The 16,795-nt window shown below is 62.9% G+C and carries 20 protein-coding genes and 1 other RNA gene; 7 read left to right on the top strand and 14 right to left on the bottom strand.

What is annotated here, in order from left to right; all coding sequences use genetic code 11:
• Positions 1-77: 77 nt before the first annotated feature.
• Together AC6I9R_RS11575 and AC6I9R_RS11570 are read right to left on the bottom strand one after the other, a co-directional pair.
• Complete coding sequence (locus AC6I9R_RS11575; RefSeq protein WP_461425719.1) at positions 78-311, bottom strand: hypothetical protein; 234 nt, start codon at positions 309-311, stop codon at positions 78-80.
• Between the two features lie 4 nt (positions 312-315).
• Positions 316-1,698, bottom strand: coding sequence for a S8 family peptidase (locus AC6I9R_RS11570; protein WP_497862949.1), 1,383 nt, complete (start codon positions 1,696-1,698; stop codon positions 316-318).
• Between the two features lie 238 nt (positions 1,699-1,936).
• On the opposite strand from AC6I9R_RS11570, the gene arsC reads away from it, so the two are divergent.
• Entirely contained in the window at positions 1,937-2,341 is a 405-nt protein-coding gene (gene arsC / locus AC6I9R_RS11565) for an arsenate reductase (glutaredoxin) (protein WP_461425717.1), read from the top strand.
• 20 nt (positions 2,342-2,361) lie between these two features.
• Here arsC and AC6I9R_RS11560 read toward each other — a convergent pair whose 3' ends face one another.
• The 3 genes from AC6I9R_RS11560 to AC6I9R_RS11550 are packed head-to-tail and all read right to left on the bottom strand — an operon-like array spanning position 2,362 to position 3,872.
• Positions 2,362-2,796: a c-type cytochrome gene (locus AC6I9R_RS11560; RefSeq protein ID WP_461425716.1), complete on the bottom strand. Its 435-nt coding sequence runs from the start codon at positions 2,794-2,796 to the stop codon at positions 2,362-2,364.
• A gap of 47 nt (positions 2,797-2,843) precedes the next feature.
• The gene (locus tag AC6I9R_RS11555) at positions 2,844-3,653 is read right to left on the bottom strand and encodes a class II glutamine amidotransferase (RefSeq protein WP_461425715.1); all 810 of its coding nucleotides are present in this window, start codon (positions 3,651-3,653) and stop codon (positions 2,844-2,846) included.
• Entirely contained in the window at positions 3,654-3,872 is a 219-nt protein-coding gene (locus tag AC6I9R_RS11550) for a DUF6356 family protein (protein ID WP_461425714.1), read from the bottom strand.
• Positions 3,873-3,990: 118 nt separating this feature from the next.
• Between AC6I9R_RS11550 and AC6I9R_RS11545 the strand changes: the two genes are divergently transcribed.
• A complete protein-coding gene (locus AC6I9R_RS11545; protein ID WP_461425713.1) occupies positions 3,991-4,449 on the top strand; it encodes an Lrp/AsnC family transcriptional regulator in 459 nt (152 codons plus the stop codon).
• Positions 4,450-4,503: 54 nt separating this feature from the next.
• Here the strand turns inward: AC6I9R_RS11545 and acuI are convergent, their stop codons facing one another.
• Both acuI and AC6I9R_RS11535 read right to left on the bottom strand, forming a co-directional pair.
• Positions 4,504-5,496, bottom strand: a complete 993-nt coding sequence (gene acuI / locus AC6I9R_RS11540) for an acryloyl-CoA reductase (RefSeq protein ID WP_461425712.1) — start codon at positions 5,494-5,496, stop codon at positions 4,504-4,506.
• Positions 5,497-5,539: 43 nt separating this feature from the next.
• Positions 5,540-6,643, bottom strand: coding sequence for a dimethylsulfoniopropionate demethylase (locus AC6I9R_RS11535; RefSeq protein WP_461425711.1), 1,104 nt, complete (start codon positions 6,641-6,643; stop codon positions 5,540-5,542).
• A 74-nt stretch (positions 6,644-6,717) separates the two neighbouring features.
• Between AC6I9R_RS11535 and AC6I9R_RS11530 the strand changes: the two genes are divergently transcribed.
• Positions 6,718-7,191 carry a hypothetical protein gene (locus AC6I9R_RS11530; protein WP_461425710.1) on the top strand — a complete coding sequence of 158 codons (474 nt, stop codon included), beginning with the start codon at positions 6,718-6,720 and terminating at the stop codon, positions 7,189-7,191.
• An 11-nt stretch (positions 7,192-7,202) separates the two neighbouring features.
• Here AC6I9R_RS11530 and AC6I9R_RS11525 read toward each other — a convergent pair whose 3' ends face one another.
• The 3 genes from AC6I9R_RS11525 to AC6I9R_RS11515 are packed head-to-tail and all read right to left on the bottom strand — an operon-like array spanning position 7,203 to position 9,229.
• On the bottom strand, positions 7,203-7,718 hold the full coding sequence (locus AC6I9R_RS11525) for a DinB family protein (RefSeq protein ID WP_461425709.1): 516 nt from the start codon (positions 7,716-7,718) through the stop codon (positions 7,203-7,205).
• Positions 7,715-8,431, bottom strand: coding sequence for a DUF1326 domain-containing protein (locus tag AC6I9R_RS11520; protein WP_461425708.1), 717 nt, complete (start codon positions 8,429-8,431; stop codon positions 7,715-7,717). The genes AC6I9R_RS11525 and AC6I9R_RS11520 overlap by 4 nt, the downstream gene beginning before the upstream one ends.
• Positions 8,432-8,443: 12 nt before the next feature.
• The gene (locus AC6I9R_RS11515) at positions 8,444-9,229 is read right to left on the bottom strand and encodes a DUF2182 domain-containing protein (protein ID WP_461425707.1); all 786 of its coding nucleotides are present in this window, start codon (positions 9,227-9,229) and stop codon (positions 8,444-8,446) included.
• An 86-nt stretch (positions 9,230-9,315) separates the two neighbouring features.
• Between AC6I9R_RS11515 and AC6I9R_RS11510 the strand changes: the two genes are divergently transcribed.
• On the top strand, positions 9,316-10,056 hold the full coding sequence (locus AC6I9R_RS11510) for a FadR/GntR family transcriptional regulator (RefSeq protein ID WP_461425706.1): 741 nt from the start codon (positions 9,316-9,318) through the stop codon (positions 10,054-10,056).
• 84 nt (positions 10,057-10,140) lie between these two features.
• On the opposite strand, the gene AC6I9R_RS11505 is transcribed toward AC6I9R_RS11510, so the two are convergent.
• Positions 10,141-10,797, bottom strand: coding sequence for a hypothetical protein (locus tag AC6I9R_RS11505; RefSeq protein ID WP_461425705.1), 657 nt, complete (start codon positions 10,795-10,797; stop codon positions 10,141-10,143).
• 10 nt (positions 10,798-10,807) lie between these two features.
• Positions 10,808-11,329 (bottom strand): hypothetical protein, encoded by a 522-nt coding sequence (locus AC6I9R_RS11500; RefSeq protein WP_461425704.1) that lies wholly within the window; start codon positions 11,327-11,329, stop codon positions 10,808-10,810.
• A 441-nt stretch (positions 11,330-11,770) separates the two neighbouring features.
• Between AC6I9R_RS11500 and AC6I9R_RS11495 the strand changes: the two genes are divergently transcribed.
• Positions 11,771-12,805: an extracellular solute-binding protein gene (locus tag AC6I9R_RS11495; protein WP_461425703.1), complete on the top strand. Its 1,035-nt coding sequence runs from the start codon at positions 11,771-11,773 to the stop codon at positions 12,803-12,805.
• Positions 12,806-13,120: 315 nt separating this feature from the next.
• Here the strand turns inward: AC6I9R_RS11495 and AC6I9R_RS11490 are convergent, their stop codons facing one another.
• A complete protein-coding gene (locus AC6I9R_RS11490) occupies positions 13,121-13,708 on the bottom strand; it encodes a protein-tyrosine phosphatase family protein (protein WP_461425702.1) in 588 nt (195 codons plus the stop codon).
• A gap of 80 nt (positions 13,709-13,788) precedes the next feature.
• Here AC6I9R_RS11490 and AC6I9R_RS11485 point away from each other — a divergent pair, with 80 nt between their 5' ends.
• The gene (locus tag AC6I9R_RS11485) at positions 13,789-14,403 is read left to right on the top strand and encodes a GntR family transcriptional regulator (RefSeq protein ID WP_461425701.1); all 615 of its coding nucleotides are present in this window, start codon (positions 13,789-13,791) and stop codon (positions 14,401-14,403) included.
• Between the two features lie 35 nt (positions 14,404-14,438).
• Positions 14,439-14,800, top strand: a transfer-messenger RNA (tmRNA) gene (gene ssrA / locus AC6I9R_RS11480).
• Between the two features lie 194 nt (positions 14,801-14,994).
• Here ssrA and AC6I9R_RS11475 read toward each other — a convergent pair.
• Positions 14,995-16,584, bottom strand: a complete 1,590-nt coding sequence (locus AC6I9R_RS11475; RefSeq protein ID WP_461425700.1) for a Hint domain-containing protein — start codon at positions 16,582-16,584, stop codon at positions 14,995-14,997.
• Positions 16,585-16,795: the final 211 nt, after the last annotated feature.

The raw sequence follows: 16,795 nt of genomic DNA, 5'->3' as shown, positions 1-16,795 counted from the left end.
ACGTCCAAAGACGCCACCACCCTCCCCGTCCAACCAGGACCAAGGATGGCCGCGACCAGATCACCGAATGCTTCCCCTCACCGGGGTCCATAAGGCGTCATTTCAGAATTAGGGAAGACACCGCAGACCCAGGAAAACTGGGACAGGGCCTCCGCGACATCTGAAGTGGCGTGAACCGTGATGATACGCTCCCGATCGTCGAGAGCGATCACATCAGTGTCGCCGTCCGGCGCCGCTCCGGCCTCGGAAAGCCTGGCAAAGGCATCCGCGTCGGAAATGCTTTGATCAACCGTAACGAGCCATGACTGCATGGCCTCAGGATATCAACGGCGCGGTCGCCTGCATAGCCATGTAGGCCGCCGCTGCATTGACGATCCCGTGGCCGTGGTCACGGTCCCAACCCACGATGGGGCCCACATCTGCAGCGGAAGCCACCATCAACTCCTTCAGGCGCTGGGGCGTCAGCGACGGATCGGCCGACATCAATGCCGCCGCGACGCCCGCCGCAACCGGTGTCGCCGCAGAGGTCCCGTTGTCGAAACTATCTGCCGTCCCCCCAGCTGGCCGCCCAGGCCCGGAGTTCCCGTAGAAGTGGGAATAGCTCGCGATATCTGGTTTCTGCGCCTCAAACATTCCGGGGCCCTGACTGGAATAGCCAATACGTTCATGCCGCGCATTAACGGCGGCAACGGTAATGACTTCCTCAAGGCTATTGGAGCCGTGAATGGATTGGCCGGGCCCGATACCGGAGGGATGGCAGGCGCCGCTCGGGCAATTCTGCCCACAATTCCCGGCCGCAAAGAAACAGGGAACACCCGCCGCCACGACTTCGCGAACCTTGCGGTGCACGGGATGGTTCAAGTTGTGAACTTCATGATTGGGGAAGCTTGCTTGGTCAGGCACACCGACGAAGCCGTAGGAATTGTTCGTCAAATGCGGTGTTCCGTCGATATTGCGCTGGTTCAGGACCGCCTGAAACATCTGCAGGGCGCCACCTGACCTGGGAATACCAAGGAAGGGGTAATCATAAAGCCGCGCGAAGGGCGCGGCGACCATGACATCGGCGGCGCACATCGACCCATGGCTTGAGATGGCGGCCGCACCCGGTTGAAGTGCCGCATTCGGTCGGGCGAAACCGCCCACCACCGGGTAAACGCTCCCATCAACACCTTCATCCAGGATGCCAACGATGATGTTCTGGCCCCGGTAGCCCCGGTCCCACAGGGTATCCACGCCCAAGAGGTCACGCAGCACATCCAGATCGACGGCCGAGCGAAACGGACGGCAATCAACGCCCCCTTTCGAACTGGCATCGGATATCGCCTGGCGCCCGGACCCAAACAGGGTGATCTGAGAGTTCGGCCAAACCGTAACCCCATCGGTCTCGTACAGCTCATCCAACCGGGATCGCGTCACCTCGGCTGGCAGAACGAAGGAGTTTGATCGCGGCGGGCTCACGCCCAGACTGGGCGAAAACGCCTCGGAAAACGTCTGCAGCTCGGCCGAGCCATCCTCGGGCTCATACATCGGGACGGGTGCAAAACCCTCTTCGAACTCAATCCCAGATCCGCCGACATCCGATAGAAAATCTGATGCCTGTCGCTCCGCCTCAGCGCTGGAACTGGTGGCCGCGCCAAACATCTCCAATGAGTTTTCGCGCTCTGCTGTTACTTCAATTAATACTTGAACACCGGTCATCGAATTGCCTCCAAGAAATAAAATGTAATTCTAATTCGTATCATATTTTTGAAAGAATTCTAAGTTCCATTTGGGCGTCACGGTATCGGAGCGCCGCATAAAGGTCTCTGCTGGACCCGCCTGCCGCCGGAGGCTTGGAAGCCAATAGAAATCGCAAGACTGACCCAGCGGCGGTTTTTTGCCACTCACCTGTTACGTGGACGTTGCAGTATATGCCCGCAAAACACCGGAGGCCCCCATGATCGTCGTTCACCACAATCCCGATTGCGGCACGTCTCGCAACACCCTCACCATCATCCGAGCCACAGGGGTTAAGCCCGTCGTGATCGAGTACCTTCAGACCGGTTGGACCCGGTCCCAGCTCCAAGGCCTCTTTGCCGCCGCCGACATCACCCCGCGGGAGGCGCTGCGCATCGCCAAATCTCCGGCGGAGGAGCTTGGCCTGACGGACCCCGACGTAAGCGACGATGCGTTGCTCGACGCGATGGTTGCGCATCCCATTCTGGTGAACCGGCCCATCGTCTGCACGCCCAAGGGCGTGGCCCTCTGCCGTCCGAGCGTTAACGTCGTTAACCTATTACCCGCGCCCCCGGGGGGCGAGGTGCGCGACGCGGATGGTGAGGTGATCTGGCCCGCGCCCTGACGCTGGCCCGAGCCATGGCCTTACCGCTGGATGCTGCGCAAATACTCTGACAGCGCCACAAGATCCGCCGGGATCGGCGTGCCGATGCCCTCTTCCACCTCCACAACCACCGTCGGCCCCAGATCACCCGCCCCGAACTCGGGCATCGCGCGGCCTTCCGGGTTGGTGTGATCGGCGCTGCCGAAGATCGTGGCCAAGGCCTCGATCTCGGGGAAGACGCCGCCGTTGCGTTGCGACAGAAGCGTCAGGTCTGGCGGCGGTGTCCAATCCCGGGCCGGACCGTCATAGCCCTGCCCTTGCGCGCCGTGGCACGCCGCGCAGTTCTGCGCAAACAACGCCGCGCCATTGGCGGCACTCGTCCGATCCTCCAGATCCGGCGTGCAAGCCGCCGCAAGCACCGCCATCGTGACCACACCCCATCTCACACCCTTCATGTCATCGCTCTCCCATGTCATGTCGGGCCAATCCTACACCATCGCACCGCCCTTGCGATTGACCTGGATCATGGGGGCCGGATCATCGGCGGACGTAAGGCGGCTTGGTCGACCACGGCGCGCACCGCCACGCCGTCGCCCTCAAACACCGCCACATGTCCCGGCGGCAGCTCAGACCATCCGCCCTGCCCCACCTCCAGCGGTTCAGAGACCACCGCCCACCCGCTTCGGCTGGCGCTCCAACGATAAAAGACCGAGGGCGCGATGTGGTCCGAGGAAAGGCGCAGCGCGAACAGGCGCTGCCCGTCGCTCCACGCGGCAGAGCTGCGCAGATGCGGCGGTATGCCGTTGCGACGCGATATCTGCTCCAACCTGTGATGGGCGTCGATCACCGCGCCCAACGGGTCCGCGTCCAGGCCGCTTTCCAAGGCATAAAGGAACAACAACTCGCTGTCCGTGGCGCCCTTACGGTGCCCGTAAAGCGCGTCGGACACACCCATATCAGCGCTCCTGCGGAACCGATCGAAGCCGCCGATCTGGCCGTTGTGCATGAAGCTCCACCGCCCATGGGTGAACGGGTGGCAATTGTTGCGGCTGGTGGCAGCGCCGGTCGAGGCGCGGACATGGGCCAGGAAGGCGTGGCTTTGCACCGTGCGCGCAAGGGAGGCGAGGTTCGGGTCCGACCACGCCGGAAAAACATCGCGGTAAAGGCCCGGCTCGGGCCGCGCGCCGTACCACGCCACGCCGAAGCCATCGGCGTTGATCGCCGTCTTGCATTCGGTGGCCGCGCGGCTTTGGTCAATCAGGGAATGCCCGGGCGCGGTCAGCAGTTCCTCCAGGAAAATCGCCCGCCCGAGGTAGGCGGCCCACCGGCACATTCACGCGCCCCGGTTGTGGGTCTTGGCGTAAAGCTCGGCGATGATCTTGCTGGCGGTCTTCTCGAACAGACAGGGGATCACCGCGTGGACCGCGGCCGCGCCCGCCGCCAGGAAAAGCTTGCCGCTGAACTTTCCGGCGAAGGCCATATGTTCCAGGAAACTCTCGTCCACGGTGGCAGGGTGGTCAAAAAAAATGCGGTTCATCACCTTGGGGATCATGTCAGGGGCTCCTGTTGCGCTATATTCCACCACAGTGCCAGATCAGGGGCGTGCATTGCTCCCAATTTGGGCGCGAAATGCTGTTTCATTGTGGAAGCGTTCCCGCTAAATTAACGAAATGAATACTCTCGACCCAGTAGACGCCCGAATCCTCGCCCGTTTGCAAAAACGCTGTGATGAGCCATTGGCCGAGCTTGGCCACCGCGTTGGCCTGTCGCGCAACGCGGTTTGGCGGCGCATCAAGGCGATGGAGGAAAGCGGCGTGATCGCGGGGCGCGTCGCGGTTGTCGACCCCGCAGCCGTGGGCCTTGGCCTCATGGTCTTCATCCAGGTCCGCGCCGCGCATCACTCCGCCGATTGGCTGGAGCAGTTTCGCCGCGCCGTCCGCTCCATGCCCGAGGTCCTCGGCGTCTACCGGATGACCGGCGATCTGGATTACCTGATCCGCGCCCGCGTGTCGGACATGGCCGATTACGACCGCCTCTACCAGCGCCTGATCGAGCGGGTCGAGATGGGCGACGTCTCCGCCAGCTTCGTGATGGAGGAGTTGAAGGAGAGCACCGCTCTCCCTCTATGACATCTCCCTAGGGGGCAGATTGATATACCATTGATTTACCTTCGGGGCGGCGCGTCAGGCGTTCACATCGACAACGACACGCCCCCGAACACCGCCTTTGAGGATCGCGCGACCGAGGTCAGGCAGGTCGTTCAGGGTGGCGGGCACCACCATGGCCTCCAGCTTCTCCATCGGCAGATCCTTGGCGATGAAGTTCCACGCCCGGACCCGGTTATCATAGGGCTGCATGACCGAGTCGATGCCCAACAGATTGACACCCCTCAACAAAAACGGAATGACCGTTGCCGGAAGACCCGCGCCCCCGGCCAGACCCACGGCAGCGACGGAGGCACCGTATTTCATCTGCCCCAACACGCGGGCCAGCATATCGCCGCCCACCGCATCGACGCATCCGGCCCAAGTCTCTGCTTCCAAAGGTCTTTTCGTCGTCTCGTTCAACTCTTCCCGCGCCACGATCCGGGTAGCACCCAGGGATTTCAGGTAATCCGCCTGCTCCGGACGGCCTGTGACTGCCGCGACTTCATGGCCGAAATTCGCCAGGATCGCGGTGGCGACAGACCCGACACCACCGGCGGCCCCGGTGACCAAAACCTCGCCATTTCCGGGCTTTAGCCCGTGATCTTCAAGTGCCATGATCGCCAGCATCGCAGTAAACCCGGCGGTGCCCACCGCCATGGCCTGCCGCGTGCTCAACCCCTCGGGCAGCGGCACCAGCCAATCGGCCTTCACCCGCGCCTTCTGCGCATAGCCGCCCCAGTGGGCCTCGCCCACGCGCCAGCCCGTCAGAACAACCTTGTCGCCGGGGGAATATCGTGGATCGTCAGAGGCTTCCACGGTGCCGCTGAAGTCGATCCCCGGCACGTGGGGGTAGTTGCGCACCAGCCCGCCACCGGGGCCAACGCAGAGGCCGTCCTTGTAGTTGAGGGTCGAATACTCGACCGCCACCGTCACATCACCCGCAGGCAAACGATCCTCGGTAATGGCCTGGACCGAGGCGCTGGTCTTGCCCTCGTCGTTCTTTTCCACGATCAGTGCGTTAAACGTCATCTCTTCATCCTTTACCTTAGCATCGCCGCGTAACTGCTTGGCGTTAAATCCAGAAATTCTCTCGCACCTCGGCGGGCAACAGCCCGTCGGGGGATTGTACATGCAGTTGCGTGCCCGCATCCCAATGGGTCATGCGCACCATGCCAATCGCCGCACCTTCCTTGAAATCCGGACTATAGGCGGCCGAGGTCACTTGCCCCACCCGCTTCTTGCCCGCCATCAGCGGCCAGGCCCGGTCACAGGACGGCAACGCGGGCGCGTCAATCGCAATCGGGCGCAACTGCTGCACCGGGCCTTCCTTGGCCACCCGCAAAAGCGCGTCGCGCCCGATGCACCCCACCGCCGTGGCGGTGTTGCAGAACTTGCCAAGCCCGCATTCGTGGGGCGTGTTGTCATCGGTCATGTCATTGCCATAGCTCAATAATCCGCCCTCGATCCGCTCGATCGAGTTGGGGCAGCCGGCGTGAACATCCAGGTCCTTGCCCGCCTCCATCAGCGCGTTCCACAGCGGCATGCCGACGTCCCATCCATCGACGTAAATCTCGAACCCGCCCTGCTTGGAATAGCCCGAGCGGGCGATGATCATGTCGTGGCCTTGAAAGTCAAACCAGCCGAACCGGAAGAAGCGAATGTCGCGGATGGCATCGCCAAAGACCCGCGCCATCAACTCGTCCGCCTTGGGACCTTGCACACCAAGGGGCGAGACATCGGGCTCATCCACCAACACGTCGAGGCGATAGCCCTGCGCTACCCCTTTGACCCACAACAACAAATCGCTGTCAGCGATGGAGATCCACCAGCGGTCCTCGGCCAGTTTCAACACCACCGGATCGTTCAGCATGCCCCCCGTCTCATCGACGACGGGCATGTAATAGCACTGCCCCGGCAGCATCCCGCGCAGATCACGCGGCGTCAGCATCTGCACCAGGCGCCCCGCATCGGGTCCGCGCACCTCCACCTGCCGCTCGACCGAGACGTCCCACAGTTGCACCGCGGCCTTCAAATGGTGGTAATCCTCTTCCACCGTGCGGAAAAGAGTGGGCAAAAGCATACGGTTGTAGACCGTATAGGCTTTGCATCCGGCGGCTTCGACACCGTCTGAGAACGGGGTCCGACGCAGGCGGCGGGACGGAGAAATCAGGGCCATGTGAGGGTCTCCTTACCTTGGCGGGGGACAGCGGATGGGGTTAGGCTCGTGCAAAGCAATTCAGAGGAGCATTCATGAAACGTATGACTTTGGCCGCTTTGGCCGTTCTCGCGGCCACGCCGATGGCCCAGGCGCAAGACCACAGCGCCGAGGCTGTCGCCTCTGCGATCCTGCACGCGCACCGCGCCCAAGACGTCACCCTGATGCTGCCCCATATGAACGAGACCAACCAACGCTTCGTGCAAAGCTACGCCGAAGACCCGAGCCAGTTCGGCGATGTTTTCGAAGGCAACCGCGCCCAGGCGGGCGTGGCCTGGGACGGCATGATCCTGCCCGCGCGCTACACGGTGGAGCCCGATGGCACGTTTCAGGCCGTGATCCCCTTCGCCTACGAGACGGACGCGGGCTTTGCCCCGCTGTCGGCAGGCGGCGGGCGCTACATCGCGGTGGTTCTGACCCTTGACGGCCCCGACGACACCACCTGGGGGTTCGAGGACGTCAACTACGTGTCGTCCGGCCAGTATGGCGGTCTGTTGGACTCGCTCTAGGCCCGCCTGCGTTACAGCCATTCCGGCACCTCATCCGGCATGAACGGCAGGTCCGTGTCCGTGGTCTTGACCCCTAGCGCGGTCAGCGCGGCATGGACTTGTCCGCGATGGTGGGTCTGGTGATTGAAGAGCTGCACAGCGCAGGTCGTGCGGGGCTTGGACAGCTCGCGCCCGACGCCCTCGGAATACCACGTCAGATCGCCCGCGAAATCGCTGTCCTCGCACATCCAGGCCCACCCCGCGATGCGCGCGTCCAGCTTCGGGCGCTCGGCCATCAACGTGGGCCAATCATAGCGCGACATGGATCCTTTGAGGCCCGCATCCGGCCCCTCGCCCCCGTCAAAGCGCGCGATCCAGATCAGATCGCCCCAGAACGCATGGCTCAGCGTGCTTTGGATGCTGCCCCAGAACAACCCGCGGTCCGCCGTCCGCTCGGCGTCCGTCAAGCCATCGACGGCCTGGTACATCCATTGGTTCTGCCAGGCGTTGTAGCGCGCCATGGTCTGGACATAGGCGGGGCCGATCACTTCTTGCCGCCCGCGCTGCCGGACCAGTCAATCGGGCAAATCTCGGCGGATTTGCCGCTGAAATCCCACATCTTGCCGAAGTCGCGGACCTTGGATTTCAGACCCTTGGCGGCAATGATATCGGGCCCCATCCAGTATTTGGAGTTAGTGATCATCACCGGATGATCCGGGTCACCGCCGTCGATCATCTCGATCTCGCCCTGGATCTTGCGCCCCACGATAAGCGAGCGGCGCTTGCCCTCGCGGATGATCTCTACCTTCTCGCGCTCGGCATTGACGATGTCGCTGACCAGCAGCGTGAAGAGCCCCGTGGTGCCGCCCGCCGCGCCCGAGAAGATCTCCAGCAGGCCCTGGTAGGCCTTGCCGCTGGCGCGGTCATCGACATAGGCCGCGACCTGCCAGCCGCCCTCGGCCATCTTGCCGGGGATATAGACCATAAGGCCCACGTTCAGACCGCTCAGATCCTCGCCCTCGAAATGCCCCTCATCAATGGCAATGCCCATCCAGGCCTTGCAGTCACCGTCCGTCGGCTCATGCTTGCCAAGCGAGACGACGCAGGGGCAGAACACGGTGCAGGAACAGTTGAGGATCAACTCGCCCTTGATCGCCCAATCGCGCGGCGTCATCTTGCGCCGCTTGGGGTTCTCCATCCGCTGATCGATGCGCTGGCTGACGGCAAGGCGGTCAGCGTCGGGGCGTCTTTTCAGGCTCATGTCAGTCTCTCCCTATGGGGCGATGTAGGGGTAGAGGAACACCCCCAGCCCGCCCAAAATCAGTGCAACCCCAAGGGGTTTGGTCACATAGTGCCCGATCTGCGGTAGTTTTTCGAGCACCATGAAAAGCGTGGCGAGGCCCATCCACAGAAGGCTCATCATGCCGCCCACGAACCCCAGCGCCATGAAGCCCCAGCAGCAGCCCGCGCAGTACGCGCCTAGGCCCAGGCCCATCCGGGTACCCCCGGTAAAGCCGGTCTTCCAGTGGCCCAGGAAATACGCCATCGGCGCGTGGCAGACGCCGTGGCAGACCTCTTTGATGCGGGTGAACTGGAACGCGCCCACGGCGATCAGCAGGAGGGCCGCGAAGACCGAATTATGCGGGATGCCAAGCATGTCGATCACGCCGCCAAACAGCAGCGCCAGCTGCACGCCGGTGATCACCGCCGCAAAGCCCACCCAGACGATGAAATACCCCAGCAGCACCCCCAGCCAGCCCGCCCGCGTCCCATCGGCAGAGGTGATCAGGCGGTCGTAATTGGCAAGGGTCGGCACCAGGGTCGGCAGCATCATCGCCGCCATCATGATCGCCCACATCGCAAACAACGGCCCGAACTCGGCCATCGGCATCGCCATATCCATGCGCGGGTCCATCATGGCCATGCGCTGCGCCATCTCGTTCGGGCGCCCGATCAGGTCCAGCCCCATGCCGATGCTCATTTGATAAAGCATGACCCAGGACACCAGGATGGCGGCAAAGAACAGCAGCCACAGGCCGGATTTGATCGTGTAGCTCACGCGGTAACTCTCCCCTACGGCGCGATTCCTCTTGCCCAGAGTGATGTCAGACATTTAAATGTCTGACAAATAAAAAGGGCGGGCAAATGAAAATCGATCCCAACTCCAAAGCGGACCTTTCTGCGCAGATCGCCGCCGCGATCCGCGATGCGATCATCTCCGGTGCCCTGATCGTCGATGCGCGCTTGCCGTCCGAGGCAGAGCTGGCCGAGACCTTCGACGTTTCCCGCTCCACCGTGCGCGAGGCGCTGAAACGGCTGGCCGCGCAATCGCTGATCCGCACCCAACGCGGGGCCTTTGGCGGGGCCTTCGTGAACCGCCTGTCCTATGAGGATGCCTACGGCCAGCACATCACCACATCGACCCTGCTTCTCGGCATGAACGATGTGGCTTTCGACACCGCCTGCGAAGCGCGCTTCGCCCTGGAACGCGCCTGCGCGGCCCTCTCGGCCGAGCGTCGGACCGCCGACCACCTCGCCACCATGCGCGTGGAGGCCCTGCGCCAGAGCCATCCGGGCCTGTCGGACGAGGCGTTCTGCGCCTCGGATGTCGCCTTCCACCGCGCGCTGGTCGATGGCGCGGGCAACCCGGTGATGTCCTACCAACTGGCCGGTGCGGTTGAGGCGATGCAGCCGCTGATGAACATGATCACCTTCACCGCCCGTTCCCGCGAAGAGATCGTCCGCCTCCACACCCGCATCGCCGACGGCGCCGAGGCGCGCGACAGCGCGGCAGTAGAAACCGCCCTGACCGAGCTGGAGGCCTACACCAAAACCCTCGCCCAATCCGTCTTCGCAGCGCGGGCGAAGGTGGCGGATCAAGGGTGATAGACGGTCTGTGACCGGCAGGGGTGCCGACGCCCATCGCTGGAACCCGACATAAGGGACGGCAAACTGCATCGAAGCAGAGGCCTAGAACTCAAGGCCCAGGAAAATCACGGCCAAGGGCACCGGCGACACGGCAATGACAATTGTCACAAATGTCGAGAGCGGCGTGAAAATCCCACTCAGCCCCGCGATCATCATGATACCGCCCCCGCCGCCGATGATGGAATTGCCCGGCATGTTCACGGCCAAGGCCATCGCGACATAGCGATAGCGCAGGGCCAGCGGAATAATGCGTTTGGACTGCCCCTCAAGTAGCATCGCGACGCGCTCGTCCTGGGACAGGGGGGCGGCACGGGCCACCAGGTCCGCCGCGCGCCGCAGCCTCAAGACCCGCAAAAACCGCTCAAGCGCCGTGATGGGTAGAAAGCGACCGATCGTGAAGGCCAGCATCATCGCCGCCACCGTACAAACGTAGATCAGCGGCGCGATTGCCGCCCCAAACCCGGCCAGCAGCGCGATGCCGATCTCCGCCCCCGGCACAAAGGGCATCGCAAGCAGTCCGATATACGCCGCAGCGCCGAGCATGACCGCCCGGTGGACCTGCTGCTCATTGTCGGGGCGAATTTGAAGATCCAACGCGTCGCGGATCAGGTGGACACCCCAGGTGGCCAGCACGATAAGGCCGATCAGGATGCAGACCCTCAGGATCAGGCCCGGCAGTGTCAGGCCCTTTGACGTCATACGCCGGCCCTCAGCCGGACACCGCCTCGGACGGGGTCAATGTCCCCGCCGCCTGCACGCGGATCTGATTGGTCCAGTACCAGCGCCGGGTGGTCCAGCTGACGTCGATCTCCACCGCATCACCGGTGACCGTCCCATACCAAACGACGGTATGGGGGGCGTCCGGGCAGAGCGTTGTGACCGTGAAATGGGTCACACTCTCGACGGTCACGGTCTGATACTCCGTCCAGCCAAAGCTGCAGTAGTTCTCGCAATCCACGGATTGGAACGTGCCATCGCGGAAGATGATCTCGTCTTCCATGATCGCGCCACTGGCCGGATCCTCGCCGTAGATCTCGAAGGTCATCCCATCAAGCGCGCCTGTCATGGCCCAATCGCCTTCGGGCACCGCAAGATCCGGTATATCCTCATTCATCACCGTGAGGGTAGCAGCCCCCGTCCCTAGCGTAGCAGCGGCAATGGCTGCGATTTGCAATATCTGAGGCACGATGAACTCCGCTCGGGGAAGGCTGAAATCTGGGCGTTTTTTCAAGTATGGATCAATTGGCGGGACAAACAAGATTAATCATCGGGCGGCCCGGCCTCTCATGGAAGTGCTGGCGGCCGTCGCCCCCATGTCTTCTGTCTGGCCAAAGATGCCCGTCCAGAGCCGCTTTATCGGACGTCCTTTGACATGTATCGTTTTGCAAAAGACTCTCCCCTGCGAGCGACAGCACGCAACCGTCATTCCTGCGCGCTGCGCGAGTGCGCCAGGACGCGATCTCATGTCAGGTGCGGTCCAATGCCCGTACAATCCTTACCAAAAGGTTAACAAAATTTGGAAACTTATTTGATTTCAAACCTTTAAGCACTGTGCTCAACCTTGAGCACCCCCCCTCCCGCACCCCTTTCATATCCGCTGGACGCCCCGGCCCGCGCGCCCTAATGTTCCTGCCAGTTCGACAAGCGATCACTCAACAGGGACCAATAAAACATGACCAAAACCCTCCTGCTCGGCACAGCCGCTGCCCTCGCCCTCGCCCTTCCCGCCGCGGCCCAAAGCCTCACGGTGTTCGACTATTCCGGGTTCGAGGACCCCTCATTCCACCAGCCCTTCATCGACGCCCACGGCGCGCCCGAGTTCGTGTTTTTCGGCGATGAGGATGAGGCATTCCAACGCCTGCTCGCGGGCTTCCAGTCCGACGTGACGCATATCTGCGCGGGCTCCGTGCCGCGTTGGCAGGCCTCGGGCATCATCGAGGCCTGGGACCCGGCCCAGATCGCCGCGTTTGACACGCTCAACGCAGATCTCGTGGGCCAGGACGTGCTGGCAGGCAGTGAAGAGCTGTTCTTCCTGCCCACGGACTACGGCTCCACCGCCGTGGCCTATAACGCCGATGAGCTGAGCGCCGATGACGTCACCTCGCTGGAGATCTTCAACAACCCCGCCTACGCGGGCCGCCTGTCGATCCCCGACAACGTCGATGACGCCTACGCCCTGGCCTACCTCGCGACCGGCGTGACCGATTGGGCGGACGCCACGGACGCAGAGTTCGAGGCCGCGACCGATTGGCTGCGCGGCATACACCAAAACCTGCGCACCTATTGGACCGACCCCGCCGAGATCAGCCAGCTGATCGGTTCGGGCGAAGTGCTCGCCGCCTGGGTTTGGAACGAGGTGCCCGTGGCCATGGCCGAGGAAGGCTTCAACGTGGGCTTCGCGCGCAACACGACGGAAGGCACCAGCGTGTGGCTCTGCGGCTATGTGAACATGGTCGAGGCGCCCGGCGACGAGGGCCAGGCCTATGATTACGTCAACGCGGTCCTGTCCGAGGCCTCCGCCGGGCCGCTTCTGGGCAACGGCTTCGGCTCGGCCAATGACGCCGCCTTGCAGGCCCTGGGCGCGGAAGCAATGGAAGCCGCGGGTCTGGGCGAGGTCACCGTGCCGGTTCTGGCGCAATTGCCGATCTCCAATGAACAACGCGAGCGTCAGGCAGAAGCCTTCGAGCGCATTAAGGCCGGCTTCTAAGCCTCTGAAATTCCTGCACGACCTCAACGCGCGCCCTTCACCCGGGCGCGCGTTTTTCGTGCGACGCGAGCCGACAGAAATGAGCGCCGCAGTCTGACACGGTGCACAACAGTTAACGATGAATGGGGGTCCTTACAGCCGCAGCCATGACACGGGTAGTGGGCTGCGGCCGTAAGGTGAAGGTCACGAGATGATCTCCGGATTACTCCGAGCACGCTTCAACCGTCTCGCTTCCTCTCATACACATGTATACATGCTGAACAACACGGCGCAATCAAAAATTGACGCGGGTCAAGTTAGGGCAATTTGGGCGGGTCACTGGGCCTCGGAGATTTGGAGCGCAGACAACCATTCTTCCTGCGCCTCACTCTCCACCGCTTCAGCGAAATGGCTGCGGACCAGGGCGATTGCCTGGGCTGCAGAAATCCCCGCTTCCATCAGGCACCAGGCGGCCATCAAGCCGCTCCGCCCTGCCCCGTATTGGCAACTGAACGCCAGGGTTCCGCCCGCGCGCAGTTTGGCCGCCCGCGCGGCACGCTGCGCGGTCCAGGCCTGAACCCCCGCGTCCGACGGGACGGAGTAATCCACAATCGGAAAATACTGCAGCGCCAGCCCGACCTCGGCGGCAGTGCGCTCCAGCAGGTCAAACCCGATGGGGTCCAATTCGTCGCGCTCCACCAGAACCACAAGACTGTCGCCGCCCTGGGCCCGGATGCCGTCCAGCGTGTCCCGACACGCCTCGGGCAGGAACGTCGCGGTGCCGTCAAACCCCGTCTCCAGCCCGGGAAAACCGGTCATGATCACCGCGCCCCCCAACGGATGCGCAATACGCGCGCGCATCGACCCGCGCAGCGTCTCGTCCGCGGGTGTCAAAGACGCGTCTGAGGGAGGGAGGTGAGACATTCGAAAGCTTCCCATGAAAGATGTATACAGATATACAGAACTCATCGCCGTTGCAACGATAACGCCCAAGAGCCCGCGCCATGCCCAAACACAACGCCGACACGATCGCCGACGCCCTGCGTCGCCGCATCTGCCTGGAACCCCCAACCGCAAGCCCGGTTTTGCACGAACAGGCCCTTGCGGCAGAGTTCAACGTCTCGCGCACCCCCGTGCGTCAGGCGCTACAACGCCTCGCCTACGAGCGCTTGGTCGAGGTGCGCTCGGGCGTCGGCACGGTCGTCTCCCCGCTCAACCCCGACCAGCGGGATATGGACATCAACCTGGCCGGCGCGCTTCTGGACGTTGCCGCAGAGATTGAGGGCGACCGCCCGCTGTCGATCCAGGCCAATTCCTTCATCATTGCGCTCGAAAGCCAGATCAACGCCACCACGGCCCTTGATCTCGACACCAACTACACCATCCGCTCCACCATGTTGGGGATCGTCGCCGGAGAGCTGTCCAACGACATCCTCGCCGAGGCCCTCAAAGCGGCCCTCTGGCGGTTGTTCCGCTGGCGCATGGCCGACGCCGCGGCAGAGCCCTCGGGCATCGACCACCGCCTGCGCGAAGTGATCGCGCTGATGGCCGAGGCCACGAAAGTCGGCACCGTGCGCGCCCTCTTGGTCGCACAGCATATGCCCCGCGCCTCGGGCTGACCGGGGCGCGGATCCCGGGGCCCCGCGCCCCAACACGCCTTGAAACTGCGCCCCCGCGCCCGTATGTGTAAGGTGTTCCCTCGGGGACTATGGACATAAACGCGCTCGTAATAAGCGGATCGGACCCGGGGGCGGTACCCGGCGACTCCACCATATACGCCTCTCGTTTGGAGGTTTGGATCATGGGGTCGAAATAGGATCGACGAACGTCTAAAGGGGTTAGCTTTGTCCCGGTGAGATACCACCGTTATCGGTTCAAATCGTACAGTTGCAAACGACAACCGTGCTCCGGCAATGGCTCTCGCAGCGTAAGCTGTCCTGAGTCGCCGACTTTAAGCCCTAACGCCTAGCCGCGTTAGGCGGGGTTCGCAGGCACCTGGCAACAGAAGCCTGCACTTTTCCCCAAAAACCTCAGGCACCTCCGGCGACAGCCCCAAAACAGCTGCGAGGAGGTCATGCGCATTGCAAATGCGCAGGGCCGAGGAGGGGCTGGCCCGCCCCCGCCCTCACTACGCAAGCCCCCCTGCCCCACGAAAACGCCCGCCGCGACAACGTCGGGCGAGCGTTCGTTTCAAACCTGCGCGAGCCCGCTTACTCTGCGGCAGTCACCCGCATCGTCCGCGTGTTCAGCGCGTGGCCGTCGTGGCCCTTCAGGCCCACACGGGCGGCGGGCATGGCGGCGATGCCTTCCTCCAACTCGGGGAAGATCGCATAAAGCTCCTCGCGCTGCGGCTCCGACAGGACCGAGACGGTGTCAGCCGCCGGGTGGAAGCTTTCGGTCTCCAGACCCTCGGAATAGATCACCTCGTGGGTGTCAAACGCGATGTGATAATACTGCACACCATCCGCGCTCCCCTCCTCAACACGGATATCCGTGTCGTTGATCAGCGTGAACGCAGGCGTCAGAACGCCGTCGGGGCTGCCGAACAACAGATCCGCACGCCAGTCGCGCACCAGCACCCGGTGCTGACGCGACAGGCTGAGGTCGCGCACAGGCGTCTCGGGGCCCAGGGCACCGGCCTTGATGCGCACCGGGCGCAGATCAGGCCGCGCGGCCAGCGCATTGGCGGGCAGATGCGTGGCTCCGATCCAACGGATCGGTTGCACACCGTGATCGCGGGTGACGATGCGGTCGCCCACTTCCAGGTCTTCGACCCGTTTCTCGCCGGAGGGCGTCAAGATATGCGTGCCGCGGGTGAAGCAGATGAACATCGGCAGCGCAAAGCCGCCCACGCTCAGGACATCGCCGTTGGGGGTGAAAACGGCGCGCACTTCAACTTCCAGCGTATCGCCAATGTTGTAGGGATAGCCCGTGACTTCCGCGCAATCGATGCGCAGGCCCAGGGGCGTCTCGATGATCCGCGGATCGCCCGCCGGAATGGTTTCCAGAACCACGCCGTTCACCACAATCTCGACCTGCTGCAATTCGGGCAGCGGCGGCGGCGCGGTGATCAGGTCTTCAAGCTGGGTCAGATCGGTGATCTTCGTGGCGCCATCAGTGTTGTCGATCGCATTCAGCTGCGTCAGCACCGCGCCTTCGCCGATGCCGATGGCCGTGATATCGGCGTCGAACTCGTTCTCCAGCTCATTGACTTCGCTGTTGGGGTTGCCCGAGTTGGAGCGTCCGTCCGACAGGAACAACACCAGGTTGGTATCATTCTCGGTCACTTCGCTTTCCGGACTATCATCTTTGGTGCCATCCGTGGTGGTCGCGCGCCATTCGTCCACGACCTCGTTCAGGCCCTGCTCGAAGTTGGTGCCGCCGCCCGCTGTCAGGCCGTCGACGGCCGCATCGAAAGCGGTTTGATCGTTGAGGTTGAAATTGCCAAGCGTGTTGCCATCGCTGTTGTACTCGATCAGCGTGATGGTCACGGCCTCCGGATCGTAGCCCGCATCGACCAGAGATTTGAACACTTCCTTGGCCGCCAGCTTCTGGGCCTGCAGAAATGTATCTGTGTTGCCGTCGCCGTCCACGTCCGAGCCCGAGTCGTTCCTGGTCGAGCCTGACGTATCGATCACCAGCGCCACGTTGATGTCCTGCGTGGAGCCACCGGTGGTGATGTCGGCGCCAACCTCGAAGGTATCCGTGGCGAAAGCAGGCAGTGTCGCCGTCAGACCGACGTCGATGCCATTGATAGTGTCCGAATCAGATCCGGTCTGTGTGTCGGTAGAAGAAACCATTGCGCACCCCCAGTGCCGATTGTTTCCATTCTGGAAAAAGTAACTGTTTTTTAACAATAAAACCTATCTGCCCCAATGCAAAGGGGAAAGCAAATCACGCCGCGTCATAACGGCGGAACGCTGCCATCTGGCGGGGGTTGCACGATTTTTCAGCGCAAAGTGATCCGGGACCCGGCGTGGCGCGTTAAAGGAAGGACAGACACCGCAAACG

Source organism: Gymnodinialimonas sp. (genome assembly GCF_059726805.1).
Note: the sequence above shows the minus strand (reverse complement) of the source record. Positions and strands in the feature narration are given on the sequence as shown.